This window comes from Streptomyces sp. NBC_00234, assembly GCF_036195325.1.
In the GTDB taxonomy this organism is placed as follows: Bacteria; Actinomycetota; Actinomycetes; order Streptomycetales; family Streptomycetaceae; genus Streptomyces.
The window spans coordinates 1,337,047-1,361,864 of record NZ_CP108101.1 but is presented as its reverse complement, the minus strand read 5'-3'; the positions used below and the strand labels follow the sequence as shown (position 1 = coordinate 1,361,864).

The 24,818-nt window shown below is 71.2% G+C and carries 22 protein-coding genes; 17 read left to right on the top strand and 5 right to left on the bottom strand.

Going from position 1 to position 24,818, the window contains the following annotated elements; translation table 11 throughout:
- Nucleotides 1-44: 44 nt before the first annotated feature.
- From OG230_RS05755 to OG230_RS05720, 8 genes are all read left to right on the top strand, one after another.
- Nucleotides 45-1,154, top strand: a complete 1,110-nt coding sequence (locus OG230_RS05755) for a quinone-dependent dihydroorotate dehydrogenase (protein WP_328909040.1) — start codon at nucleotides 45-47, stop codon at nucleotides 1,152-1,154.
- A complete protein-coding gene (gene pyrF / locus OG230_RS05750; protein ID WP_328909039.1) occupies nucleotides 1,151-1,990 on the top strand; it encodes an orotidine-5'-phosphate decarboxylase in 840 nt (279 codons plus the stop codon). Before OG230_RS05755 ends, pyrF begins: the two co-directional genes overlap by 4 nt.
- A gap of 243 nt (nucleotides 1,991-2,233) precedes the next feature.
- Nucleotides 2,234-2,557 carry an integration host factor gene (locus OG230_RS05745; protein ID WP_328909038.1) on the top strand — a complete coding sequence of 108 codons (324 nt, stop codon included), beginning with the start codon at nucleotides 2,234-2,236 and terminating at the stop codon, nucleotides 2,555-2,557.
- Between the two features lie 38 nt (nucleotides 2,558-2,595).
- Entirely contained in the window at nucleotides 2,596-3,213 is a 618-nt protein-coding gene (gene gmk, locus OG230_RS05740; protein WP_328909037.1) for a guanylate kinase, read from the top strand.
- Nucleotides 3,214-3,286: 73 nt separating this feature from the next.
- Nucleotides 3,287-3,559 carry a DNA-directed RNA polymerase subunit omega gene (rpoZ, locus tag OG230_RS05735; RefSeq protein ID WP_028814064.1) on the top strand — a complete coding sequence of 91 codons (273 nt, stop codon included), beginning with the start codon at nucleotides 3,287-3,289 and terminating at the stop codon, nucleotides 3,557-3,559.
- Between the two features lie 117 nt (nucleotides 3,560-3,676).
- The gene (coaBC, locus tag OG230_RS05730) at nucleotides 3,677-4,879 is read left to right on the top strand and encodes a bifunctional phosphopantothenoylcysteine decarboxylase/phosphopantothenate--cysteine ligase CoaBC (RefSeq protein ID WP_328909036.1); all 1,203 of its coding nucleotides are present in this window, start codon (nucleotides 3,677-3,679) and stop codon (nucleotides 4,877-4,879) included.
- Between the two features lie 242 nt (nucleotides 4,880-5,121).
- The gene (gene metK, locus OG230_RS05725; RefSeq protein WP_328909035.1) at nucleotides 5,122-6,330 is read left to right on the top strand and encodes a methionine adenosyltransferase; all 1,209 of its coding nucleotides are present in this window, start codon (nucleotides 5,122-5,124) and stop codon (nucleotides 6,328-6,330) included.
- Between the two features lie 153 nt (nucleotides 6,331-6,483).
- Nucleotides 6,484-8,628 carry a primosomal protein N' gene (locus OG230_RS05720; protein ID WP_328909034.1) on the top strand — a complete coding sequence of 715 codons (2,145 nt, stop codon included), beginning with the start codon at nucleotides 6,484-6,486 and terminating at the stop codon, nucleotides 8,626-8,628.
- A gap of 83 nt (nucleotides 8,629-8,711) precedes the next feature.
- On the opposite strand, the gene OG230_RS05715 is transcribed toward OG230_RS05720, so the two are convergent.
- Complete coding sequence (locus OG230_RS05715) at nucleotides 8,712-9,278, bottom strand: hypothetical protein (RefSeq protein ID WP_328909033.1); 567 nt, start codon at nucleotides 9,276-9,278, stop codon at nucleotides 8,712-8,714.
- Between the two features lie 307 nt (nucleotides 9,279-9,585).
- Between OG230_RS05715 and fmt the strand changes: the two genes are divergently transcribed.
- From fmt to OG230_RS05695, 4 genes are all read left to right on the top strand, one after another.
- Entirely contained in the window at nucleotides 9,586-10,518 is a 933-nt protein-coding gene (gene fmt / locus OG230_RS05710) for a methionyl-tRNA formyltransferase (RefSeq protein WP_328909032.1), read from the top strand.
- Nucleotides 10,519-10,647: 129 nt separating this feature from the next.
- Complete coding sequence (locus tag OG230_RS05705) at nucleotides 10,648-12,081, top strand: RsmB/NOP family class I SAM-dependent RNA methyltransferase (RefSeq protein ID WP_328909031.1); 1,434 nt, start codon at nucleotides 10,648-10,650, stop codon at nucleotides 12,079-12,081.
- Between the two features lie 113 nt (nucleotides 12,082-12,194).
- A complete protein-coding gene (gene rpe, locus OG230_RS05700) occupies nucleotides 12,195-12,875 on the top strand; it encodes a ribulose-phosphate 3-epimerase (protein WP_328909030.1) in 681 nt (226 codons plus the stop codon).
- Nucleotides 12,876-13,008: 133 nt separating this feature from the next.
- The gene (locus OG230_RS05695; protein ID WP_328909029.1) at nucleotides 13,009-14,004 is read left to right on the top strand and encodes a sugar-binding transcriptional regulator; all 996 of its coding nucleotides are present in this window, start codon (nucleotides 13,009-13,011) and stop codon (nucleotides 14,002-14,004) included.
- Between the two features lie 58 nt (nucleotides 14,005-14,062).
- Here the strand turns inward: OG230_RS05695 and OG230_RS05690 are convergent, their stop codons facing one another.
- Nucleotides 14,063-15,121, bottom strand: a complete 1,059-nt coding sequence (locus OG230_RS05690) for a terpene synthase family protein (RefSeq protein ID WP_328909028.1) — start codon at nucleotides 15,119-15,121, stop codon at nucleotides 14,063-14,065.
- Between the two features lie 297 nt (nucleotides 15,122-15,418).
- Between OG230_RS05690 and OG230_RS05685 the strand changes: the two genes are divergently transcribed.
- From OG230_RS05685 to OG230_RS05665, 5 genes are all read left to right on the top strand, one after another.
- Entirely contained in the window at nucleotides 15,419-16,885 is a 1,467-nt protein-coding gene (locus OG230_RS05685) for a GuaB1 family IMP dehydrogenase-related protein (protein ID WP_328909027.1), read from the top strand.
- A 171-nt stretch (nucleotides 16,886-17,056) separates the two neighbouring features.
- Nucleotides 17,057-18,514 (top strand): aldehyde dehydrogenase family protein, encoded by a 1,458-nt coding sequence (locus OG230_RS05680; protein WP_328909026.1) that lies wholly within the window; start codon nucleotides 17,057-17,059, stop codon nucleotides 18,512-18,514.
- A 111-nt stretch (nucleotides 18,515-18,625) separates the two neighbouring features.
- Nucleotides 18,626-19,084: an Lrp/AsnC family transcriptional regulator gene (locus OG230_RS05675; protein WP_328909025.1), complete on the top strand. Its 459-nt coding sequence runs from the start codon at nucleotides 18,626-18,628 to the stop codon at nucleotides 19,082-19,084.
- Between the two features lie 195 nt (nucleotides 19,085-19,279).
- Nucleotides 19,280-20,077 carry a carbon-nitrogen hydrolase family protein gene (locus OG230_RS05670; RefSeq protein ID WP_328909024.1) on the top strand — a complete coding sequence of 266 codons (798 nt, stop codon included), beginning with the start codon at nucleotides 19,280-19,282 and terminating at the stop codon, nucleotides 20,075-20,077.
- Between the two features lie 55 nt (nucleotides 20,078-20,132).
- Nucleotides 20,133-21,824 (top strand): flavin monoamine oxidase family protein, encoded by a 1,692-nt coding sequence (locus tag OG230_RS05665; RefSeq protein WP_328909023.1) that lies wholly within the window; start codon nucleotides 20,133-20,135, stop codon nucleotides 21,822-21,824.
- Between the two features lie 9 nt (nucleotides 21,825-21,833).
- Here OG230_RS05665 and OG230_RS05660 read toward each other — a convergent pair whose 3' ends face one another.
- Genes OG230_RS05660 through OG230_RS05650 form a run of 3 tightly spaced genes read right to left on the bottom strand, consistent with a single transcriptional unit; the run spans nucleotide 21,834 to nucleotide 24,811 of the window.
- Nucleotides 21,834-22,682: a fumarylacetoacetate hydrolase family protein gene (locus OG230_RS05660; RefSeq protein ID WP_328909022.1), complete on the bottom strand. Its 849-nt coding sequence runs from the start codon at nucleotides 22,680-22,682 to the stop codon at nucleotides 21,834-21,836.
- Nucleotides 22,683-22,734: 52 nt separating this feature from the next.
- Nucleotides 22,735-23,772, bottom strand: coding sequence for a hydroxyacid dehydrogenase (locus tag OG230_RS05655; RefSeq protein WP_328909021.1), 1,038 nt, complete (start codon nucleotides 23,770-23,772; stop codon nucleotides 22,735-22,737).
- Nucleotides 23,756-24,811 carry a dihydrodipicolinate synthase family protein gene (locus tag OG230_RS05650; protein WP_328909020.1) on the bottom strand — a complete coding sequence of 352 codons (1,056 nt, stop codon included), beginning with the start codon at nucleotides 24,809-24,811 and terminating at the stop codon, nucleotides 23,756-23,758. Before OG230_RS05650 ends, OG230_RS05655 begins: the two co-directional genes overlap by 17 nt.
- Between the last annotated feature and the right edge of the window lie 7 nt (nucleotides 24,812-24,818).

Sequence of the window (24,818 nt, the reverse complement as noted above, 5' to 3'; positions counted from 1 at the left end):
GGAAACGGTGTCCCCCTCTCTGTGAGGACACCGAGGACACCCCGATGTACAAACTCTTCTTCCAGCTGGTCTTCAAGCGGATGGACCCGGAGCAGGCGCACCACCTCGCCTTCCGCTGGATCCGGCTCGCCGCCCGCGTACCCGTACTGCGCACCTTCGTCGCCGCCGCGCTCGCCCCCCGCTACGAGGAACTGCGTACGGAGGCCCTCGGCCTGCGCATGCACGGTCCCTTCGGTCTCGCGGCGGGTTTCGACAAGAACGCCATCGCGATCGACGGCATGTCGATGCTCGGCTTCGACCACATCGAGATCGGTACGGTCACCGGCGAGCCGCAGCCCGGCAACCCCAAGAAGCGGCTCTTCCGCCTCGTCGAGGACCGCGCGCTGATCAACCGCATGGGGTTCAACAACGAGGGCTCCGCCGCCGTGGCCGAGCGCCTGGCAGCGCGTAACCCCGTCTTCCGGACGACCGTCGGCGTCAACATCGGCAAGACCAAGGTCGTGCCGGAGGCCGAGGCAGTCGGCGACTACGTGAAGTCCACCGAGCGCCTGGCCGCCCACGCCGACTACCTCGTCGTGAACGTCTCCTCGCCCAACACGCCGGGCCTGCGCAACCTCCAGGCGACCGAGGCGCTCCGCCCGCTGCTCTCGGCGGTGCGCGAGGCAGCCGACCGGACCGTCACGGACCGCCGGGTCCCGCTCCTGGTCAAGATCGCCCCCGACCTCGCCGACGAGGACGTCGACGCGGTCGCCGACCTCGCGGTGGAGCTCGGCCTGGACGGCATCATCGCCACCAACACCACGATCGCCCGTGACAGCCTCGGGCTGAAGTCCTCGCCGTCCCTGACCGCGGAGACCGGCGGTCTCTCCGGCGCGCCCCTCAAGGAGCGCTCCCTGGAGGTCCTGAGCCGTCTGTACGCCCGTGTGGGCGACCGGCTCACGCTCGTCGGCGTCGGGGGCATCGAGAACGCCGAGGACGCCTGGCAGCGCATCCTCGCCGGTGCCACGCTCGTCCAGGGCTACAGCGCCTTCATCTACGAGGGCCCGGTCTACGCCCGCGCGATCCACAAGGGCCTGGCCGCGCGCCTGGCCGCCTCCCCGTACGCCACCCTCGCCGAAGCCGTCGGCGCCGAGACACGGAAGGTCATGAAGTGACCCCTGAACCCTTCGGCGCACGCCTGCGCCACGCCATGGACACCCGTGGGCCGCTCTGCGTCGGCATCGACCCGCACGCCTCGCTGCTCACCTCCTGGGGCCTCAACGACGACATCGCGGGCCTGGAGCGCTTCACGCGTACGGTCGTCGAGGCACTGGCCGACCGGGTCGCCGTGCTCAAGCCGCAGTCCGCGTTCTTCGAGCGCTTCGGTTCCCGGGGCGTCGCCGTCCTGGAGAAGGCCGTCGAGGAGGCCCGTGCGGCCGGCGCCCTGGTCCTGATGGACGCCAAGCGGGGCGACATCGGCTCCACGATGGGCGCCTACGCGGCGACCTACCTGGACAAGGACTCGCCGCTGTTCTCCGACGCGGTCACGGTCTCGCCGTACCTGGGCTTCGGCTCGCTGCGCCCGGCGCTCGACGCGGCGGCGGTCTCCGGCGCCGGTGTCTTCGTGCTCGCCCTCACGTCCAACCCCGAGGGCGCGGAGGTGCAGCGGGCGACGGCGGCCGACGGCCGGTCGCTGGCCCAGGTAATGCTCGACCACATGGCCGCGGAGAACGAGGGCGTCACGCCGCTCGGCTCGGTCGGCGCCGTGGTCGGCGCCACACTCGGCGACGCCGGCGTGAATCTGGAGATCAACGGTCCGCTGCTCGCTCCCGGCATCGGTGCCCAGGGCGCGACCCCCGCGGACCTGCCGGGTGTCTTCGGCGCCGCGGTGGGCAACGTGGTGCCCAGCGTGAGCCGGGGCGTGCTGCGCCACGGTCCGGATGTTTCCGGGCTGCGCGAAGCCGCCGGTCGCTTCGCGGACGAGGTCCGTGCGGCGGTCTCGGGAAGCTGACCATGCCACGTAACAGCCCGTTGACGAATTCCTGAGCAAAATCAGGGTCAATATGCCGGAAAAGTCCCGGTAGGCTGAGGCTGACCAGGACTTTTAGTCCGTTCTCGCTGACTCGAGCGCCCTTGGCCGCTAGTCTCCGTCGAGAGTCAACGAGCACACGTTGTTCGTTGCTCACGAGGTGTGGGGCGACTAGGTTCCTCACCGGTCCGTATCCGACAGATCGACATCCGAGGTGACGTAGGCGTGGCTCTTCCGCCCCTTACCCCTGAACAGCGCGCAGCCGCGCTCGAAAAGGCCGCCGCGGCTCGCCGGGAGCGGGCCGAGGTCAAGAATCGACTCAAGCACTCCGGCGCCTCGCTCCACGAGGTCATCAAGACGGGCCAGGAGAACGACGTCATCGGCAAGATGAAGGTCTCCGCCCTCCTGGAGTCCCTGCCCGGCGTGGGCAAGGTCCGCGCCAAGCAGATCATGGAGCGGCTCGGCATCTCCGAGAGCCGCCGGGTGCGGGGTCTCGGCTCCAACCAGATCGCATCCCTGGAGCGTGAGTTCGGCGGCAGCGCCGCCTGACGTTCTCAGGCACTCCTGAGAACCTGGATAATCGCTCCATGGCTGCAACATCCCGGGGGACGTCCCCCGTACCCCCGGACGTACGTCCGCGGCTGACCGTGCTCTCCGGCCCCTCGGGGGTCGGCAAGAGCACGGTCGTCGCGCATATGCGCAAGGTCCACCCCGAGGTCTGGCTCTCCGTATCGGCCACGACCCGCAAGCCCCGACCCGGCGAACGCAACGGTGTCCACTACTTCTTCGTGGACAACGAGGAGTTCGACAAGCTCATCGCCAACGGCGAACTACTGGAGTGGGCGGAGTTCGCGGGCAACCGCTACGGCACGCCCCGCCGCGCCGTTCTCGACCGCCTGGAGGCGGGCGAGCCGGTGCTGCTGGAGATCGACCTCCAGGGCGCCCGGCTGGTCCGCGAGTCGATGTCCGACGCCCAGCTCGTCTTCCTGGCTCCGCCGAGCTGGGACGAACTGGTCCGCCGGCTCACCGGCCGCGGAACCGAAGCGCCCGACGTGATCGAGCGCAGGCTCGCGGCTGCCAAAATCGAGCTGGCCGCCGAGTCCGAGTTCGATACGACGCTTGTCAACACCTCGGTCGAGGATGTAGCACGTGAGCTGCTAACCTTGATGCTGCAGGCTTCCGGCCTCCGTGACAGCAGCGACTGACACGAAGCACGTACACCACGGAACCGCGCGATCAAAGATCTCTTTGGTCTCTACCCCCTTCGGAAGGCAGAGAGTGTCCTCTTCCATTTCCACGCCCGAGGGCATCATCAACCCGCCGATTGATGAGCTCCTCGAGGCCACCGACTCGAAGTACAGCCTTGTGATCTACGCCGCCAAGCGCGCGCGCCAGATCAACGCGTACTACTCGCAGCTCGGTGAAGGCCTCCTCGAGTACGTCGGTCCGCTTGTCGACACCCACGTGCACGAGAAGCCGCTCTCGATCGCGCTCCGCGAGATCAACGCGGGCCTGCTGACCTCCGAGGCCATCGAGGGCCCCGCGCAGTAAGCAGGAACCAGCACCTTCACCTCAGGCCCGGCGGTCCCACCGCCGGGCCTGTGGTGTCTTATGGGACGGTGCGTACGCAGCCGGGTGCGCCGGGAATCACGAGTGCGGGGAGAGGCAGTGGACAAGCCGAAGGTCGTCCTTGGGGTCAGCGGAGGCATCGCCGCCTACAAGGCGTGCGAGTTGCTGCGCCGGCTGACCGAGTCGGGGCATGACGTCCAGGTCGTCCCCACCGAGGCGTCGCTGCACTTCGTGGGGGCCGCCACCTGGTCCGCGCTCTCCGGCCACTCCGTGTCGACCGAGGTCTGGAACGACGTCCACGAGGTGCCGCACGTGCGCACCGGGCAGGCCGCCGACCTCGTCGTCGTCGCGCCCGCCACCGCCGACATGCTCGCGAAGGCCGCCCACGGCCTGGCCGACGACCTCCTCACGAACACCCTGCTCACGGCCCGCTGTCCGGTCGTCTTCGCGCCCGCGATGCACACCGAGATGTGGGAGCACCCCGCCACCCGGGAGAACGTCGCCACGCTGCGCAGGCGCGGGGCCGTCGTCATCGAGCCGGCCGTGGGCCGGCTCACCGGCGTCGACACCGGCAAGGGCCGGCTCCCGGACCCGGGCGAGATCTTCGAGGTCTGCCGCCGGATCCTCGCACGAGGCACCGCCGCTCCCGACCTCACCGGCCGCCACGTGGTCATCAGCGCGGGCGGTACGCGCGAGCCGCTCGACCCGGTCCGCTACCTCGGTAACCGCTCCTCCGGGAAGCAGGGCTACGCCCTCGCCCGCACCGCGGTCGCCCGGGGCGCCCGGGTCACCCTCGTCGAGGCCAACACCGGCCTGCCGGACCCGGCGGGAGCCGACGTCCTGCGGGCCGGGACCGCGATGCAGCTGCGCGAAGCCGTACTGAAGGCCGCGGCCGACGCCGACGTGGTGGTCATGGCGGCGGCCGTCGCCGACTTCCGCCCCGCGGTCTACGCGAGCGGCAAGATCAAGAAGAAGGACGGGCGCGAGCCCGAGCCCGTCGCCCTGGTCCGCAACCCGGACATCCTGGCGGAAATCTCCGCCGACCGGTCCCGGGCCGGTCAGCTCGTCGTCGGATTCGCGGCCGAGACGGACGACGTACTGGCCAACGGCCGCGAGAAGCTCCGCCGCAAGGGTTGCGACCTGCTGGTCGTCAACGAGGTGGGGGAGCGCAAGACGTTCGGTTCCGAGGAGAACGAAGCCGTGGTGCTCGCCGCGGACGGCGGTGAGACGCCTGTGCCGTACGGGCCCAAGGAGGCTCTCGCCGACACGGTCTGGGATCTGGTGACAGCGCGTTTCGGCTAGATTCCCGATTCCCTCGCATGGGTGGCTGAAAATATCGGAAAGCGGATGTTTATGTCGCCCAGCAGGAGGGATTGTCACACTGGCGTCATCAGTGCCGCACGTCACAGAACTCCCAAGGGGCGAGACGCGTGGACCAAGCGCCGGAACCGACCGATAAACTGGCCGCTGGAACGTACCCGGGCGCAGCTCCCGGGCGTTCCATCAATGATCAGCCAGCAGCCGCTGCAACCCCAGGGAGCGATGTGTCCCGCCGTCTCTTCACCTCGGAGTCCGTCACCGAGGGCCACCCCGACAAGATCGCTGACCAGATCAGCGACACGATTCTCGACGCGCTCCTGCGCGAGGACCCTTCCTCGCGCGTCGCCGTCGAGACCTTGATCACCACTGGTCTGGTGCATGTCGCGGGTGAGGTCACGACCAAGGCCTACGCCGACATCCCCAACCTTGTGCGCAACAAGGTCCTGGAGATCGGTTACGACTCCTCCAAGAAGGGCTTCGACGGCGCCTCCTGCGGCGTCTCGGTGTCCATCGGCGCGCAGTCCCCCGACATCGCCCAGGGCGTCGACACGGCGTACGAGCAGCGCGTCGAGGGCGACGAGGACGAGCTCGACAAGCAGGGCGCCGGCGACCAGGGCCTGATGTTCGGCTACGCCTGCGACGAGACGCCCGAGCTGATGCCGCTCCCGATCCACATCGCGCACCGGCTCTCGCGCCGGCTGTCCGAGGTCCGCAAGAACGGGACCATCCCGTACCTGCGCCCGGACGGCAAGACCCAGGTCACCATCGAGTACGACGGCGACAAGGCCGTCCGCCTCGACACGGTCGTCGTCTCCTCGCAGCACGCGTCGGACATCGACCTGGACTCGCTGCTCGCGCCCGACATCCGTGAGTTCGTCGTCGAGCACGTCCTGGCGCAGCTCATCGAGGACGGCATCAAGCTGGAGACCGAGGGCTACCGCCTCCTGGTGAACCCGACCGGGCGTTTCGAGATCGGCGGCCCGATGGGCGACGCCGGCCTCACCGGCCGCAAGATCATCATCGACACCTACGGCGGCATGGCGCGCCACGGCGGCGGCGCCTTCTCGGGCAAGGACCCGTCGAAGGTCGACCGCTCCGCGGCGTACGCGATGCGCTGGGTCGCGAAGAACGTCGTCGCGGCCGGTCTCGCCGCCCGCTGCGAGGTCCAGGTGGCCTACGCGATCGGCAAGGCCGAGCCCGTCGGCCTGTTCGTCGAGACCTTCGGCACGGCCGCGGTCGACACGGAGAAGATCGAGCACGCGATCGGCGAGGTCTTCGACCTCCGTCCGGCCGCGATCATCCGCGATCTCGACCTGCTCCGCCCGATCTACGCCCAGACCGCGGCATACGGCCACTTCGGCCGCGAGCTCCCCGACTTCACCTGGGAGCGCACCGACCGCGTGGAAGCACTGCGCAGGGCCGCGGGCCTGTAACGATCCGCGGGGAGGGCCTTCGGGCTCCGTCCCGCGGCCGTACGACCGCAGCCGTCTGGCTCACGCCGGGGCCCGGACACCGATCGCGGTGTCCGGGCCCCGGCGTCGTGGGGCCCGGCGCCGCTGTCAGTCCCGTCTGGTAGGAATTTGGCTGTGAGCAGCGAGAACGAGCGATCCGCCGAGCCCGACGCCGGGGCGCCGGAGCAGCTTGCGCTGATCCGGGAGACCGTGCGCAAGGCGCAGGTGCCGCGGGCCAAGCCGCGCACCTGGCGCGGGGCCGCGCTGGCCAAGGAGCTGCCCGTCGCCCGGGTCCTGGTCAACAAGGGCGTGCTCCATCTCGACCAGTACTTCGACTACGCGGTACCCGAGGAGCTCGACGCCGACGCCCGGCCCGGAGTGCGGGTGCGGGTGCGGTTCGGCGCGGGGGGGCGCAACGTCCGGGGCGGCCGACGCGAGGGCGGCGGGCTGATCGACGGCTTCCTCGTCGAGCGGCGCGCCGAATCGGACTATCAGGGGGCGCTCGCCGCCCTCGCCTACGTCGTGTCGCCCGAACCGGTGCTCGGCCCCGAACTGCTCGCACTCTCGCGCGCCGTCGCCGACCGGTACGCGGGCAGCCTCGCCGACGTCCTCCAGCTCGCCGTGCCGCCCAGGAACGGCAGGGCCGAGTCCAGGCCGTCCCCGGACCCCCTGCCGCCGCCCGCCCCGCCGGAGGCCGGCAGCTGGGAGAGGTACGGGCAGGGGCCCGCGTTCCTCCGGGCGCTGGCCGAAGGCGGGGCACCGCGCGCCGTATGGACCGCTCTGCCGGGCCCGCACTGGCCCGAGGAGATCGCCAGGGCGGTGGCCGCCACGCTCGCCTCGGGACGCGGCGCGCTCGTCGTCGTACCGGACGGGCGGGCCGCCGCGCGGGTGGACAGCGCGCTCACCGGACTGCTGGGGGAGGGGCACCACACGCTCCTGACGGCGGACTCCGGACCCGAGAAGCGCTACCGCCAGTGGCTCGCCGTGCGGCGGGGGTCCGTACGGGCGGTGGTCGGGACCCGCGCGGCGATGTTCGCGCCCGTCGCCGATCTCGGTCTCGTCGTGATCTGGGACGACGGCGACTCCAGCCACAGCGACGACAACGCGCCGTTCCCCCATGTCCGTGAGGTGCTCGAACTGCGGGCGGCGCACGGCAGGTGCGGTTTCCTGCTGGGCGGTACGAGCTGCACGGTGGAGGCCGCCCAGCTCGTCGAGACCGGCTGGGCGCTGCCGCTGGCCCCGGACCGGGAGCAGCTGAGGAGCGCGGCGCCCCTCGTGCGTACGGTCGGGGACGGCGAGCTGGCGCGGGACGGTGCGGCCCGGAGTGCGCGGCTGCCCAGTCTCGCCTGGCAGACCGTCCGGGACGGGCTGCGCAGCGGTCCGGTCCTGGTGCAGGTGCCCCGCCGGGGATACGCGCCACGGCTGGCCTGTGAGCGCTGCCGGACACCTGCGCGGTGCAGGCACTGCGCCGGGCCGCTGGAGGCCCCGGACCAGCAGGACCTCAACTGCGCCTGGTGCGGGCGCGCCGAGACGGCCTGGCACTGCGAGAGCTGCGGGGCCTTCCGGCTGCGCGCCCAGATCGTCGGGGCCCGCAGGACGGCGGAGGAGCTGGGCAGAGCCTTCCCCGCCGTGCCGGTACGGACGTCCGGGCGCGACCACATCCTGGATTCGGTGCCTGACGTGCCCGCGCTGGTCGTCAGCACACCCGGCGCCGAACCCGTCGCCGAGGGCGGGTACGCGGCGGCGCTGCTGCTGGACGGCTGGGCCATGCTCGGCAGGCCCGATCTGCGGGCCGGCGAGGAGGCACTGCGCCGGTGGACGTCCGCCGCCTCGCTGGTACGGGGGCAGGGCGAGGGCGGGACCGTGGTGATCGTCGCCGAGCCGACACTGCGGGCCGTGCAGGCACTGGTGCGGTGGGACCCCGCCGGGTACGCACGGCGCGAACTGGCGGAGCGGGCGGAGCTGGGCTTCCCTCCGGTGTCCCGGATGGCCTCGGTCACGGGTCCCGCCGAGGCACTGGCCGCGTTTCTCGCCGCTGCCGAACTGCCGCCGGAAGCCCAGATCCTGGGTCCCGTGCCGGTGCCCGCCGCCGAGCCGGGCCGCCCGCGGCGGCCGTGGGACGCCCCGCCGGGCGAGACCTGGGAGCGGGCACTGATCCGGGTGGAACCGGGGCGGGGAGCGGCGCTGGCCGCCGCCCTGAAGACGGCCCAGGCGGCGCGGATGGCCAAGGGCGGCGGCGATCCCGTCCGGATCAGGATCGACCCGCCGGACATCGGCTGAGGAGCGGCGGAGCGGACCTGCGGGCACAAGGGACTGCCCCGCCGTGCGCGCGGCACGGAGGGGCAGAGGGGGGTATCGCGGCGTCAGCCGTTGCGCGGGCCGGGGAACGCCCCGGGGCGCAGCTCCTCCCGCAGTGACGGACCGGCCGTCGAGGGCTGGGGCGGCATCGAGCGAGCCGCGGGCACCGAGGGAAGCGGGGGGCCGGAGGGGCCGGACGGAGCCCCGGCCATGCCGGGGGCCACGGCCACCGGGCGCTGCGTGGTCTCGGCGGCGACAGCCCCCTCGGGCGCTGCGCTGGGAGCGTTGCGGCGGGCGCCGTAGCGGCGGTGCACCGCCTGCTTCGTGACCCCGAGGGCTGAGCCCACCGCGTCCCAGGAGAATCCGAGCGAGCGGTCGAAGTCGACCGCCGCCGTGACCAGGGTCTCGACGCTGTCCCGCAGCTCCTGGGCCAGCCGGACGGTGGGGGCCGGGGCCCTGCCGTAGACGACGAAGCCCGCTGACGGGCCGGAGCGGCGCGGACGGTAGACGTTGCCCAGCTGGGCGGTGAGGGTGCGCAGCGCGTCCACCTGCCGCCGGACCCGCTCGATGTCCCGCACCAGAAGATGCAGACTGGCCCGCGCTTGGGCGTCGTGGGTTGCGTGGTCGGCCATGAAGAAGCCTCTCGAACCGGCGATGAAAGGGATCGGGGCCGCACCGAGGCGGCCCACTTCGGTCAATCTCACTTGACCAACGCGCCACCCGGGGATGTGGTCACGCTATAGGGGCGTATGTGCATATGCGCGGGGCGCACGGCCGTGCGTACGCCCCCCGCCATCCGGCGCGGCTCCGGGGGCCGGGGCCTTCGTCGGACCGTCGGCCGCCCCGGCCTTCGGCCGGACGACGGCGGTTCGACGACAGGCCCTAGACTGGTGTGCTGCTCATCACCGTACGTTTCGGCCCGAGAGGCAGTCAGCCCCCATGAAGCTCGTCTTCGCAGGCACCCCAGAGGTAGCCGTACCCGCCCTGGACGCCCTGCTCGCCTCCGGCCGTCACGAAGTGGCCGCCGTCGTCACCCGGCCCGACGCACCGGCCGGGCGCGGGCGCCGACTGGTCGCCAGTCCCGTCGCCGAGCGCGCCGAGGAGGCGGGGATCGAGGTCCTCAAGCCCGTCAGGCCCCGGGACGAGGACTTCCTGGCACGGCTGCGGGAGATCGCGCCCGACTGCTGTCCCGTCGTCGCCTACGGGGCGCTGCTGCCCAAGGCCGCGCTCGCCGTCCCCGCCCGCGGCTGGGTCAACCTCCACTTCTCGCTGCTGCCCGCCTGGCGCGGCGCCGCCCCCGTGCAGCACGCGGTCATGGCGGGCGACGAGGTGACCGGCGCGTCGACGTTCCTGATCGAGGAGGGGCTGGACTCCGGTCCGGTGTACGGCGTCCTCACGGAGGAGGTGCGGCCCACCGACACCAGCGGCGATCTGCTCACCCGGCTCGCCTTCGCCGGTGCGGGGCTGCTCGCCGCGACCATGGACGGCATCGAGGACGGCACGCTGCACGCCGTGCCGCAGCCGGCCGACGGCATCACCCTCGCCCCCAAGATCACTGTCGAGGACGCCCAGGTGCAGTGGTCCGCACCCGCGCTGCGGGTCGACCGGGTCGTCCGCGGCTGCACCCCGGCCCCCGGTGCGTGGACGCTCTTCCGCGGGGAGCGCCTCAAGCTGATCCAGGCGGTGCCCGTCCTGGACCGTACCGACCTGGCCCCGGGCGAGCTGTCCGCCGCCAAGAACAACGTGTACGTCGGTACCGGCTCGCACGCGGTGGAGCTGCTGTGGGTCCAGCCGCAGGGGAAGAAGCCGATGCGGGGCGCCGACTGGGCGCGCGGGGTGCGGATCGTTCCGGGTGAGCTGGTCGGCGTCTAGGGCCTGCCGTCCTAGGAAGCGCGCCGGGGCCGGGCGGCCGTCCCGCCGTCGCACGCCGGACGGGCCCGGCCCGGCCACGACGTACGCTGGGAGCGTTCGCCCCCTCACCATCAGCGGAGCACCTTTCACGTGAACGACCAGCAGCGTCGCCGTCCCGCCAAGCCGCACCGCCGTCCGCAGAAGGACCCCGTCCGGTTCCTCGCCTTCGAGGCGCTCAGGGCCGTCGACGAACGCGACGCGTACGCCAACCTCGTCCTGCCGCCCCTGCTCAAGAAGGCACGGGCCAAGGGCGACTTCGACGGCAGGGACGCCGCGCTCGCGACCGAGCTGGTCTACGGGACGCTGCGCCGGCAGGGGACGTACGACGCGATCGTCGCCGCCTGCATCGACCGGCCGCTGCGCGAGGTCGACCCGCCGGTGCTCGACGTCCTCAACATGGGCGTGCACCAGCTGCTGGGCACCCGCATTCCGACCCACGCCGCGGTCTCGGCCAGCGTGGAGCTGGCCCGGGTGGTGCTGGGCGAGGGGCGCGCCAAGTTCGTCAACGCCGTGCTGCGCAAGGTGACGGCACACGACCTGGACGGCTGGGTGGAGCTCGTCGCCCCGGCGTACGAGAAGGACGCCGAGGAGCACCTCTCCATCGTCCACTCGCATCCGCGATGGATCGTCTCCGCGCTGTGGGACGCCCTCGGCGGGGGCCGGGCCGGCATCGAGGACCTCCTCGAAGCCGACAACGAACGGCCCGAGGTGACCCTGGTCGCCCGGCCGGGCCGCTCCACCACCGACGAGCTCCTGAGCGCCCTCGGCGAGGACAACGGCCTTCCCGGCCGCTGGTCGCCCTACGCCGTACGGATGGCCGAGGGCGGCGAGCCGGGCGCGCTGACCGCCGTCCAGGACGGCCGGGCCGGAGTGCAGGACGAGGGCAGCCAGCTCGTCGCCGCCGCCCTGGCCAACGCGCCGGTGGACGGCAGGGACAGCCGCTGGCTCGACGGCTGCGCGGGGCCCGGCGGCAAGGCCGCCCTGCTGGCGGCCCTCGCGGCCGGCCGCGGCGCCGCGCTGCTCGCCGCAGAGAAGCAGCCGCACCGTGCCCGGCTCGTCGAGCGGGCGCTGGCCGGCAACCCCGGCCCGTACCAGGTGATCACCGCCGACGGCACCCGTCCGCCGTGGCAGCCGGGCTCCTTCGACCGGGTCCTGATGGACGTTCCGTGCTCCGGACTGGGCGCGCTGCGCCGTCGCCCGGAAGCCCGCTGGCGGCGCCGCGCCGAGGATCTCGAAAGCTTCGCTCCGCTCCAACGCGGCCTGCTGCGCGAGGCGTTGAAGGCCGTGCGGATCGGCGGCGTCGTCGGCTACGCGACCTGTTCGCCGCATCTCGCGGAGACCCGGATCGTCGTCGACGACGTACTCAGGGGCCGGGGCGGACAGCCCGTCGAGGCCGAGTGGGTGGACGCGCGTCCTCTGATGCCGGGAGTGCCCGCGCTGGGTGAGGGACCCGACGTACAGCTCTGGCCCCACCTGCACGGCACGGACGCGATGTACCTCGCGCTGCTGCGCCGTACCGGCTGATCCGGGGACTGAGGACCGGCAAAAAGCCGGGATTGCGTGAACTGTGATGATCCCGTGAGGCTTTGGGACGCACCGAGGCGGGGAAGTGGCGCGGAACATGGCAGGCTGGGGGCATGGCCCAGATCAACCCCAGCATCCTGTCCGCCGACTTCGCGCGACTCGCCGACGAGGCGAAGGCCGTCGAAGGTGCCGACTGGCTCCATGTCGACGTCATGGACAACCACTTTGTCCCCAACCTGACGCTCGGCGTGCCGATCGTGGAGGCGCTGAGCAAGGCCACGGACACTCCGCTGGACTGCCACCTGATGATCGAGGACGCGGACCGCTGGGCGCCGCAGTACGTCGAGGCGGGCGCCGGTTCCGTCACCTTCCACGTGGAGGCGGCGGCGGCGCCGGTCCGGCTGGCCAGGGAGATCAGGGCGAAGGGGGCCCGCGCCTCGATGGCGCTCAAGCCCGCGACCCCGATCGAGCCGTACGAGGACCTGCTCCCCGAGCTCGACATGCTGCTGATCATGACGGTGGAGCCGGGCTTCGGCGGCCAGGCGTTCCTGGACATCATGCTGCCGAAGATCCGCCGCACCCGTGAGCTGATCACCAAGCACGGACTCGAACTGTGGCTCCAGGTGGACGGCGGGGTCTCCGCCACCACCATCGAGCGGTGCGCCGAGGCCGGCGCCGATGTGTTCGTCGCGGGTTCGGCGGTGTACGGGGCCGCGGACCCGGCCGGGGCGGTGCGGGGACTGAGGGCCCAGGCGGAGGCGGCCACGGCCGCCTCCTGGGGATGCAACCACTGAACCAAGGGCAGATGAACGCGGCCCGACGGGTCTGATCAAGGATCGCCGGATCTGACAGGATGAACGGCGTATCGAGCGTGTGAACAGCAGTGAGGAGATCGCGGTGTCTGGCATCTCGGCGGGTCGGTCAGCCATGCGGATGGGACCCGCGGAGCTGGTGCAGGCGGCGGCCATGGCCCGCCGGTTCTACCTTGAGGGAAAGTCGAAGATCCAGATCGCCGAGGAGTTCGGCGTCAGCCGCTTCAAGGTGGCCCGGGTTCTGGAGACCGCCCTCGAGCGTGATCTCGTACGCATCGAGATCCGGGTGCCGGCCGAGCTGGACGCGGAGCGCTCCGACGCGCTCAGGGCCCGTTACGGGCTGCGCCACGCGGTCGTCGTCGAATCCCCGGCCGAGGAGCAGGAGGACGCCCCCGACCCGGAGAACCTGGGCGAGGTCGCGGCCGATCTTCTCGGCGAACTGGTGAACGAGGGCGATGTGCTGGGCCTGGCCTGGGGCCGGTCCACGATTCACATGGCGGCGGCCCTCGACCGGCTCCCGCCCTGCACGGTCGTGCAGCTCACCGGGGTGTACGACGCGGGGACGGCCGAGCGCGGCTCGGTCGAGGCGGTCCGCCGCGCCGCGCAGGTCTCCGGCGGCGAGGCGCACCCGATCTACGCGCCGATGCTCTTGCCGGACCCGGCGACGGCAGCCGCGCTGCGGCACCAGACGGGGATCGCCCGGGCCTTCGAGTACTTCGACAAGGTGACGGTCGCCGCGGTCTCCATCGGTTCCTGGGAACCCGGCATCTCCACCGTGCACGACATGCTCTCGGACGAGGAGCGGGCGCACTACGCCTCGCTCGGCGTCGCGGCCGAGATGTCCGCGCACCTCTTCGACACCGAGGGGCGCAGGGTCGGCCGTGACCTCGGCGAGCGCTGCATCACCGTGGAGGCGGACCGGCTGCGCCGGATTCCCGAGGTGGTGGCGATCGCCGGCGGCCAGCGCAAGGCGGCGGCGATCGGGGCCGTCCTGCGGTCCGGCCTGGTCACCAGCCTGGTGACGGACACGGCCGCCGCGGACTTCCTGCTGACGGAGTCGGCACCGGGACCCCGGCCGGCGCTGGAGCGGGCGGACCCCGACAGCGTCTGACCGGCGGGCGACAGCTTGAAGGCCGGGCGCGCGGTGTGCGCCCGGCCTTCGTGGTGTGTCAGCCCTTGCGGGCGTCGCTCACGCTCTCTCCGGCGCGGTCCGCGGAGAAGCCGAGGACCGTCTCCTCCAGATACTCCTCGGGCTCCTCGTACTGGCTGACGTCCGCCGGGTTGTAGCGGGGGGTGAGCCGGGACCAGTCCAGGTTGCCGCGCATCCAGCTGCGCATGCCGTCCAGATACGGGACGAGCATGTCCGCCAGCTGCGGGTACATCTCCAGCAGCTCGTCCTCGGCCGTGAGGAACCGCTCGGTCTCGGTGGCGATCAGGGCGCAGACGTGGTTGATGGCCCGCTGTTCCCCGTAGCCGCGGTGGTGGCGGACCAGGTGCACGAGGTTGTGGATCTCGCCGAGGACCTGCTCCTTCTCGAAGGAGTAGACGTCATTGGCCCAGCACACCACGTTGCACGAGGCTTCCAGTGCGGTGATGAAGCGGGGATCGTTGTGAATCGACTCGGGTGCCTCGATCCCGGCCACGATCTCTATCAGGTCCATGCAGACGTGGATCGCTCCGGTGTGCCGGCGCTTGGCGATGTACGTCTCCTCGGAGGGGACCACGCCGTCGGCCCGGTTGCCCGCCTCCCAGCTGGTGGCCGTCGTCAGATACGTGGTGAGGTGCCAGGCGAAGCGTCTGCGCCAGTGCGGGGCCATGGCCGGGGTCGTCCGTGCCCACAGATCCTCCAGGGCGACGACGGCGGCCGGGAGCTCCTCGTCGGGTACGGGGGCGGTGTCCATGCCGTCCACCACGGCCAGCATCCGGGCGACAACGCCGCGTACGCGTTCCGGATCGCGGCCGAGCTGGCCGTCGTCGAGCTGGTCGTCGACGAGGAACAGCCAGACGAACCAGTCCGCCACCAGATCGAGGTGCTCGCTGCCGGCCGTCGGGTAGACCATGCCGACGAAGGCGCCGAAATCGGCTTGTTCGAATCTGGCTCTCGCGGACTCCCTGTGCACGAGGCCGGTGCGGCGTGTCCAGGTGTCGAGGTGCTCACGGGTCTGCCCGACGTGCGGATTGGTCCGCTGGGGGAACGGGCAGTAGATGTCCGGCAGTTCGCTCTCCACGGGCGGATCTGAATCCTCTCCGGTCAAACGCGTGACAGGTGTTCCGATGGGTGATCGTCGGCGCTGCGGTTACCTCTGAGACCTGCGGATTTGAAGCTACCTGACCCCTTGTCACCGGGTCCAGGGATGGTGATCACGAATGGTTCGAATCCCGTTCGGGTAAGGTCCCTGGGTAAGGCAGGTTCCACTTGCCCGGCCCTCCCGACCTCCTCCTTGGAGGAACAGACGAAAGCGGGGGTCTTTTGCTGTGTCTTCGTGGAAACGACCTGCACCGTTTCGTATGAAAAAATGAGTGTTATGCGTTTTCTTGAGCCGGGCACCGGTCGCTACACAGAGTCCCCCTCGGTCCCGTACGACCTCACCTACGACGATGTCTTCATGGTCCCCGGACGCTCCGCGGTCGGGTCCCGGCAGGGCGTGGATCTCTCCTCGCCCGACGGAACAGGCACCACCATCCCGCTCGTCGTCGCCAACATGACCGCGATCGCGGGCCGCCGGATGGCCGAAACCATCGCACGCCGCGGTGGTCTCGTCGTCATCCCGCAGGACATTCCGATCGAGGTCGTGACCGAGGTCATCAGCTGGGTCAAGACCCGCCACCTCGTGCTGGACACCCCGATCGTGCTGGCGCCGGGACAGACCGTCGCGGACGCCCTGTCGCTGCTGCACAAGCGCGCCCACGGCGCGGGCGTCGTCGTCGACGAGGCGCACCGCCCCGTCGGTGTCGTCACCGAGCACGACCTGACCGGCGTCGACCGTTTCACCCAGCTCTCCGAGGTCATGTCGAAGGACCTGGTCCTGCTCGACGCGGACATCGACCCGCGCGACGCCTTCAACAAGCTCGACGGCGCCAACCGCAAGCTGGCCCCCGCCGTCGACGCGGACGGCAAGCTCGTCGGCATCCTCACCCGTAAGGCCGCACTGCGCGCGACTCTTTACACGCCCGCCACCGACGCCGGGGGCAAGCTGCGCATCGCCGCCGCCGTGGGTATCAACGGCGACGTCGCGGGCAAGGCCAAGCAGCTCCTCGACGCGGGCGCCGACACGCTCGTCGTCGACACCGCGCACGGCCACCAGGAATCCATGATCGCCGCGGTCAGGGCCGTCCGGGCCCTCGACCCGAAGGTGCCGATCGTCGCGGGCAACATCGTCGCCGCCGAAGGCGTGCGCGATTTGATCGAGGCCGGCGCGGACATCATCAAGGTCGGTGTCGGACCCGGCGCCATGTGCACCACCCGGATGATGACCGGGGTGGGCAGGCCCCAGTTCTCCGCCGTCCTGGAGTGCGCCGCCGAGGCGAAGAAGTACGGCAAGCACGTATGGGCGGACGGCGGTGTCCGTCACCCGCGCGATGTCGCGATGGCCCTCGCCGCCGGTGCGTCCAACGTGATGATCGGCTCCTGGTTCGCCGGTACGTACGAGTCGCCCGGTGACCTCCAGCAGTCCGCCGACGGCCGCTTCTACAAGGAGTCCTTCGGCATGGCCTCGGCCCGCGCGGTGAAGAACCGTACGTCGGAGGAGTCCGCGTACGACCGCGCGCGCAAGGCCCTGTTCGAGGAGGGCATCTCCACCTCGCGGATGTTCCTGGACCCGACCCGGCCCGGCGTCGAGGACCTGATCGACTCGATCATCGCCGGTGTCCGTTCCTCCTGCACCTATGCGGGCGCGAGCTCCCTGGAGGAGTTCGCGGAGAAGGCGGTCGTCGGTGTGCAGAGCGCCGCCGGATACGCCGAGGGCAAGCCGCTGCACGCCAGCTGGAGTTGATCCCGCCCCGTCCGTAACCGCTGAGCCCCTTCCGGTGAATGATGCCGGGAGGGGCTTTTGCGTGGGGCGGTCAGGCCGTTCCGCAGTGGCTCTTCGCACGCTTCAACTCGGTTGAAAATTAAGTAATATGAAGCGCAATCAGCTGCCCGCCTCTCTGCGGTAAGGGATCTCATGTCCTTCTTCACTGACCTGGCCCATCAGTACATCGACGGCGAGTGGAGGCCGGGGAAGGGGTCGTGGGACATCATCGACTTCAACCCGTTCAACGGGGAGAAGCTCGCGTCGATCCCGGTCGCCACGGCCGACGAGGTGGACCAGGCGTACCGGGCGGCGGAGCGCGCCCAGCAGGCGTGGGCCGACACCAACCCGTACACCAGGCGGGGTGTGCTGGAGAAGGCGCTGCGGATCGTCGAGGAGCGCGAGCCCGAGATCGGTGAGGCGATCGTCGCCGAGTTGGGTGGTACCCGCCTCAAGGCCGCGTTCGAGATCCACCTGGCCAAGGAGTTCCTGCGCGAGGCGGTGCAGCTGGCGCTCCGGCCCGCCGGACAGATACTTCCCTCGCCGACCGAGGGCAAGGAGAACCGGGTCTACCGGGTGCCCGTCGGCGTCGTGGGAGTCATCAGCCCCTTCAACTTCCCCTTCCTGCTCTCGCTCAAGTCGGTCGCGCCCGCGCTCGCCCTCGGCAACGCCGTCGTCCTCAAGCCGCACCAGAACACCCCGATCTGCGGCGGCACCCTGCTGGCCAAGGTGTTCGAGGACGCGGGTCTGCCCGCCGGGCTGCTGAACGTCGTGGTCACCGACATCGCAGAGATCGGCGACACGCTGCTGGAGCACCCCGTCCCGCAGGTCATCTCCTTCACCGGCTCGGACAAGGTCGGCCGGCACGTCGCGACCGTCTGTGCGGCGAACCTCAAGCGCGCCGTGCTCGAACTGGGCGGCAACAGCGCGCTCATCGTGCTCGACGACGCCGACGTGGACTACGCCGTCGACGCGGCCGTCTTCAGCCGGTACATCCACCAGGGCCAGGTCTGCATGGCGGCCAACCGGATCCTGGTCGACCGTGCGGTGGAGAAGGAGTTCACCGAGAAGTTCGTCGCCAAGGTGGCCTCGCTGCGGGTCGGCGACCCGGCCGACCCGGCGACCCAGATCGGCCCGCTGATCAACTCCTCGCAGGCCGAGGCGGTCTCCAAGCTCGTGGACCAGACCGTCGAGGCCGGCGCGACGGCGCTGCTGCACGGCGGTATCGACGGCAACCTGGTGAGCCCCTCCGTGCTGACCGGTCTCGCCGCCGACTCGCCCGTCCTGCACCAGGAGATCTTCGGTCCCGTCGCGCTGCTGGTGCCGTTCGACGGCGAGGACGAGGCGGTACGGATCGCCAACGACACCCCGTACGGGCTGAGCGGCGCCGTGCACACCGCCAACGTCGAGCGCGGTGTGCGGGTCGGGCAGCGCATCCGCACCGGGATGATCCACATCAACGACGGCACCGTCCACGACGAGCCCATCGTCCCGTTCGGCGGCGAGAAGGCGTCGGGTCTGGGACGGCTGAACGGCGAGTCGATGATCGAGGCGTTCACCACCCAGAAGTGGATCTCGGTGCAGCACGGGCGGTCGCAGTTCCCGTTCTGACCGGCCGGAGGCGGTGAGCGCGCCGCGGGCGGGCGCGCATGGTCTACTTCGGGGGCGGCGGCAGTGCCGTCGCCCCCGAACCGGCCATCGCAGAGAAGTGACCCGCCCGACGTGCGCCTGAACGACCTCGACGAACGCATCGTCCACGCCCTCGCCGAAGACGCCCGGCGCTCCTACGCCGATATCGGCGCACTCGTGGGGCTGTCCGCCCCCGCCGTGAAACGCCGGGTGGACCGGCTGCGCGCTGAGGGTGCGATCACCGGCTTCACCGTGCGGGTGGACCCGGCGGCGCTCGGGTGGGAGACCGAGGGGTTCATCGAGATCTACTGCAGCCGCAACACGTCGCCGGAGGCGATCAAGCGGGGCCTCGCGGTCTATCCGGAGGTCGCGTCGGCCTCGACGGTCACGGGGGAGGCGGACGCGATCGTGCAGGTCTTCGCCGCGGACATGCGGCACTTCGAGCAGGTGCTGGAGCGGATCGCGGGCGAGCCGTACGTGGAGCGGACGAAGTCCGTGCTCGTGCTGTCGCCCCTGCTGCGGCGGTACTCGGCGGGGTCGCCGCCGGCCTAGGGCCGCCGGTGCCGGCTGAGACCCAGATCACCCTTCTGACCTGCGCTAACGCCCCGCGCAACAAATCGCCGTGCCGGGGTCGGCGGGCGCAACGGATCGTCGGGGGGTCGCAACGGTCGCGCCTTGTCCGGGGGGATCGCGGGCCCGTACCGTCATTACGTCTCCCCACCCCGCTCGCACCGCCCGAGGTCAGCCATGCCGTCGTTGCGTACCGCCCTGCTCCAGAGCTCCGGCCGGCCCGGTGCCGTGGACGAGAATCTCAAGGTCCTCGACGAGGCCGCCGGACGCGCCGCCCTTGCCGGTGCGCAGCTGCTCGTCTGCCCCGAGATGTTCCTCACCGGCTACGCCATCGGCGACGCCGTTCCCCGGCTGGCGGAGGCATCCGACGGTCCCGGCGCGCGGGCCGTCGCCGAGATCGCCGTGCGTCACGGGCTCGCGGTGCTCTACGGCTACCCGGAGCGCTCCGGGGAACAGATCTTCAACGCGGCGCAGCTCATCGGCCCGGACGGCGCCGCGCTCGCCAACTACCGCAAGACCCACCTCTTCGGCTGCTTCGAGCAGGAGTGGTTCACCCCCGGTGAGCAGGCCGTGGTGCAGGCCGAGCTCGGTGGCGTCCGCATCGGACTGCTGATCTGCTACGACGTCGAGTTCCCGGAGAACGTCCGGGCGCACGCCCTCGCGGGCACCGGTCTGCTGCTGGTGCCGACCGCGCAGATGCACCCCTTCCAGTTCGTCGCGGAATCCGTCGTGCCCGTACGGGCCTTCGAGAGCCAGATGTACGTGGCGTACGTCAACAGGACCGGCCAGGAAGGCGAGTTCGAGTTCGTCGGGCTCAGCTGCCTGGCCGGGCCCGACGGTGTGGTGCGGGTCCGCGCCGGGCGCGGCGAGGAGCTCGTCGTCGGCGAGGTCGACCCCGAGGTGCTGACCGCCTCGCGCGCCGCCAACCCGTATCTGAACGACCGCCGCCCCGGTCTCTACGGCTCCCTCGTCTGAGCCCGTCCCCCTGCCACACCTCGTTCCACTTTTTCGCGCAAGGAGTCCGTACCCCATGACGTCCACGGTGCCCAACGCCGTCCAGCACACCGACGCGCAGCCGCCGATCACCATGTTCGGGCCGGACTTCCCCTACGCGTACGACGACTTCCTCGCCCACCCGGCGGGCATCGGCCAGATCCCGGCCACCGAGCACGGTGCCGAGGTGGCAGTCATCGGTGGCGGGCTCTCCGGCATCATCGCCGCCTACGAACTGATGAAGATGGGCCTCAGGCCCGTCGTCTACGAGGCGGACCAGATCGGTGGCCGGCTGCGTACCGTCGGCTTCGAGGGCTGCGACCCCGAACTGACCGCCGAGATGGGCGCGATGCGCTTCCCGCCGTCCTCCACGGCCCTCCAGCACTACATCGACCTGGTGGGCCTGGAGACCAAGCCGTTCCCCAACCCGCTGTCCCCGGCCACCCCGTCGACCGTCGTCGACCTCAAGGGCGAGTCGCACTACGCGGAGACCATCGCCGACCTGCCCCAGGTCTACCGCGACGTCATGGACGCCTGGAACGCGTGCCTGGAGGAGGGTGCCGACTTCTCCGACATGAACCGGGCGATGCGCGAGCGCGACGTACCGCGCATCCGCGAGATCTGGGCGAAGCTCGTCGAGAAGTTCGACAACCAGACCTTCTACGGCTTCCTCTGCGCGTCCGATGCCTTCAAGTCCTTCCGGCACCGCGAGATCTTCGGTCAGGTCGGCTTCGGCACCGGCGGCTGGGACACCGACTTCCCCAACTCCATCCTGGAGATCCTGCGCGTCGTCTACAGCGAGGCGGACGACCACCACCGCGGGATCGTCGGCGGCAGCCAGCAGCTCCCGCTGCGCCTCTGGGACCGCGAGCCGCAGAAGATCGTCCACTGGCCGCTCGGCACGTCGCTGTCCTCGCTGCACGACGGCGAGCCGCGCCCCGCCGTGACCCGGCTGAACCGCACCGCGGGCAACAAGATCACCGTCACCGACGCGAGCGGTGACATCCGCACGTACCGTGCCGCGATCTTCACCGCGCAGTCCTGGCTGCTGCTCTCCAAGATCGCCTGCGACGACGCGCTCTTCCCGATCGACCACTGGACGGCGATGGAGCGCACCCACTACATGGAGTCGTCCAAGCTGTTCGTCCCCGTCGACCGGCCGTTCTGGCTGGACAAGGACGAGGTGACGGGGCGCGACACGATGTCGATGACGCTCACCGACCGGATGACCCGGGGGACGTACCTGCTGGACGAGGGCCCGGACAAGCCCGCCGTCATCTGCCTCTCGTACACCTGGTGCGACGACAGCCTGAAGTGGCTCCCGCTCTCCCCGAACGAGCGCATGGACGTCATGCTCAAGTCGCTCGGCGAGATCTATCCGAACGTGGACATCCGCAAGCACGTCATCGGGAACCCGGTCACCGTCTCCTGGGAGAACGAGCCCTGGTTCATGGGTGCGTTCAAGGCCAACCTGCCGGGCCACTACCGCTACCAGCGGCGGCTGTTCACCCACTTCATGCAGGACCGGCTGCCCGCCGACAAGCGCGGGGTCTTCCTCGCGGGCGACGACATCTCCTGGACGGCCGGATGGGCCGAGGGCGCCGTACAGACCGCGCTCAACGCCGTGTGGGGTGTGATGACCCAGTTCGGCGGTGGCACGGACGCGACGAACCCCGGCCCCGGCGACGTCTTCGACGAGATCAGCCCGGTGGAGCTTCCGGAGGACTGAGGACGGCCGTCACGCGGGCCGGCAGACGCTGCGCTGCCGGCCCAGGCCGGAGATCTCGATCTCCATCACGTCGTCCGGCCCCAGGTAGGGGAAGCGGCCGGACAGGGCCACGCCCTGCGGGGTGCCGGTGTTGATGACGTCGCCGGGCTCCAGCACCAGGTACTGCGACAGATGGTGCACCAGATGCGCCACGTCGAAGATCATGTCCGCGGTGGACGAGTCCTGGCGCGGCTCCCCGTTGACGCGGCTGCGCAGCCGGAGCTGCTGCGGGTCGCCCACCTCGTCGGCGGTCACCAGCACCGGGCCGAGCGGGTTGAAGGTGGCGCAGCTCTTGCCCTTGGACCACTGGCCGCCCGACTGCTCCAGCTGGAAAGCGCGCTCGGAGACGTCGTTGCTGACCGCGTAGCCCGCGATGTGCGCGGCGGCGTCGGCGGGGGAGTCCAGGTAGGAGGCGCGGCGGCCGATGACGACGGCCAGCTCGACCTCCCAGTCCGTCTTCTTCGAGCCGCGCGGGATGAGCACGTCGTCGTACGGCCCGACGACCGTGTTCGGCGACTTGTAGAAGAGGATCGGCTGCTCGGGCGGCTCCGAGCCGGACTCCGCCGCGTGCGCCGCGTAGTTCTGGCCGATGCAGAGCAGCGCGGACGGGCGGGCCACGGGGGCGCCGATCCGCTGCCCGCTGATGTCGATCTCGGGGAGCTTCGGCTCGGCGGGTATCAGGTGCGGCTTCTCGGCCAGCGCCGCGAGGAAGGCGCCGTCGATGTCGTCGGTGATCGCCGACAGGTCGTAGTGGCGGCCTTCGGGGCAGACGAGCACCGGGCGCTCGTGGCCCGGTTCGCCGACGCGCATCAGACGCATGGGGTTCAACTCTCCTGGGAGGTCGGGCGGGTGAGGTGCACGGGGGATCGGTTCAGCGCAGCCGGGCGAGGGCGTCGACGCCGACCGCGTGGGCCGGGGGCCGCCCGGAGAGCAGGCGCAGCACCTCGTCGACGGCGCTCGCCCCGAGCCGCTGACGGCACTCGACGCTGCCCGCCGCCTGGTGCGGGGTGAGCAGGACGTTGGGGAGCGCGCGGAACGGATGGCCGGGGGGCAGGGGCTCGGCGTCGAAGACGTCGATCGCCGCGTCCAGCCGGCCCGAGGACACCTCCGCGAGCAGGGCGTCCTCGTCGACCAGCCAGGACCTGGCGGTGTTCACCAGACCGGCCCCGTCCGGCATCAGCGCCAACTGCGCGGCGCCGATCATCCGGTGGGTCTCCTCGGTCACCGGCGCGTGCACGGCGACGATCCTGCTGCGCGAGAGCAGGGTCTCCAGGGGTACGGACTCCACGCCGAGGGACGCCGCGTCCTCCTCCGACAGGAACGGGTCGGTGACGCTCACCCGCGCCCCCATGGCCCGCACCATCGCGATGTACGCGCGACCGGTACGGGAGGCCCCGATCACCCCGATGTCGCTGCCGTGGATCTCGTGACGCGGCGGCGCCTGGCTCGCCGCCGCCCACTCCGCGCCGCCCCGCAGGGCGTGGTCGAAACGCTGGATGCGGTGCAGCAGGGAAAGCGTGAAGGCGAGTGCCACCTCGGCGACCGGCCGGGCCATCTCGTCGCCGGCCTGCGTGACCAGGACGGAACGGTGGAAGACCTCCTCCGTCACGTACGGGGCGACGGCGGAGCCGGTGTGGGCGATGAGCTCCAACCGGTCGGCCGCGTCGAGGAGTTCCTTGTCGGCCTGGGGGCTCCGCCAGGACGTGACGAGGGCGCGGGCGCCGGGAAGCGCCGCGAGCAGCGCCGCCCGGTCCCTGTGCTCGTCGAGGACGGTGAGCTCCGCCGCCCGCTCCAGCTCCCGCCAGACCTCGGCGGTGAAGAACTGCGCCCGCAGATTCGGCGGTACGGAGACGACCACCCGGGGGCGGTCGGAGCGGTCGGATCGGGCGGCGTCAGGAGAGCCAGGCATCGAGGTGCTCCGCAATGAAGGCGTCGTCGGTCAGCCAAGGGTAGGTCCCGGACACCCGGGTGATCTCGTCGGCCTGCCCCGGAGACAGCGTCTCGGCCGGGTCCAGGCAGCGGATGTTCTCCAACAGGCCCTGGCGGCGCAGCACTTCGTGCACTCCGGCGATGCAGCCGCGGAACGCCCCGCGTACGTCGAAGACGGCGCTGTTGGCGTCCGTGAGCCCGGGGCGGCGGGCCAGGCAGCGCACCATCGCCTCGTGGTCACCGGCGCGGGCGGCGCGTACGTCGTCCAGGAGGGTCACGGCGGAGCTCGTCCACACGGCCCACTGGCCGAGCAGCCCTCCGGCGAACCAGCGGCGCTCACCGCTCGCCGTCTCGTACGGGGTGAGCAGGTCACCGATGATGTCGTCGTCGTTGCCGGTGTACAGCGCCACCTCGTCCGCCCGGTCGGCAGCCGCGACCGCCCGGATGACATCGGCGGTGCGGTAGCGGTCGAACGGGGCGATCTTCACGGCGGCCGTGGACGGCAGATCGGTGAACGCCGACCAGAAGCCGGGCGACAAGTACCGCCCGCCCACCGCTTCCTGGAGGTAGAAGCCGATGACCGGAAGCACCTCGCCCACCGCGCGGGCACGCTCCAGCAGGCCCTTCTCGTCGGCGCCCGGCACGGCCGGGCTGAGCAGCACCGCGTCATAGCCGAGCGAGGCGGCCGTCTCGGCCTCGGCGACCGCCTGCGCGGTGTAGCCGCAGGCCCCGGCGACCTTGACGAAGGGCCGGCCGGCCTCCGCGTCGATCGTCTCGGCGGCGAGCTCCAGGACCGGGCGGAACAGTCCGACCTGCGGCTCCCGGATCTCGAACTGGGTGGTGTGTACGGCGACGGCGACGCCGCCCGCACCGGACGCCAGGTAGTAGCGGGTCAGTGCACGCTGCCTGCGCTCGTCGAACGTGCCGTCCGCGGCGAGGGCGAGCGGATGCGCGGGGATCACCGCCCCGCGGGCGAGCTGCTCCAGGGCGGGGGTGGACAGGAGGGAGGGAGTGGACATGGAGTGG

Excerpts from the sequence above, each read along its gene's own strand:
- OG230_RS05755 (WP_328909040.1), top strand. The coding sequence starts at position 45 with ATGTACAAACTCTTCTTCCAGCTGGTCTTCAAGCGGATGGACCCGGAG.
- gmk (WP_328909037.1), top strand. The coding sequence starts at position 2,596 with ATGGCTGCAACATCCCGGGGGACGTCCCCCGTACCCCCGGACGTACGT.
- OG230_RS05715 (WP_328909033.1), bottom strand. The coding sequence starts at position 9,278 with ATGGCCGACCACGCAACCCACGACGCCCAAGCGCGGGCCAGTCTGCAT.
- fmt (WP_328909032.1), top strand. The coding sequence starts at position 9,586 with ATGAAGCTCGTCTTCGCAGGCACCCCAGAGGTAGCCGTACCCGCCCTG.
- rpe (WP_328909030.1), top strand. The coding sequence starts at position 12,195 with ATGGCCCAGATCAACCCCAGCATCCTGTCCGCCGACTTCGCGCGACTC.
- OG230_RS05695 (WP_328909029.1), top strand. The coding sequence starts at position 13,009 with ATGCGGATGGGACCCGCGGAGCTGGTGCAGGCGGCGGCCATGGCCCGC.
- OG230_RS05685 (WP_328909027.1), top strand. The coding sequence starts at position 15,419 with ATGCGTTTTCTTGAGCCGGGCACCGGTCGCTACACAGAGTCCCCCTCG.
- OG230_RS05680 (WP_328909026.1), top strand. The coding sequence starts at position 17,057 with ATGTCCTTCTTCACTGACCTGGCCCATCAGTACATCGACGGCGAGTGG.
- OG230_RS05670 (WP_328909024.1), top strand. The coding sequence starts at position 19,280 with ATGCCGTCGTTGCGTACCGCCCTGCTCCAGAGCTCCGGCCGGCCCGGT.
- OG230_RS05665 (WP_328909023.1), top strand. The coding sequence starts at position 20,133 with ATGACGTCCACGGTGCCCAACGCCGTCCAGCACACCGACGCGCAGCCG.
- OG230_RS05660 (WP_328909022.1), bottom strand. The coding sequence starts at position 22,682 with ATGCGTCTGATGCGCGTCGGCGAACCGGGCCACGAGCGCCCGGTGCTC.
- OG230_RS05655 (WP_328909021.1), bottom strand. The coding sequence starts at position 23,772 with ATGCCTGGCTCTCCTGACGCCGCCCGATCCGACCGCTCCGACCGCCCC.
- OG230_RS05650 (WP_328909020.1), bottom strand. The coding sequence starts at position 24,811 with ATGTCCACTCCCTCCCTCCTGTCCACCCCCGCCCTGGAGCAGCTCGCC.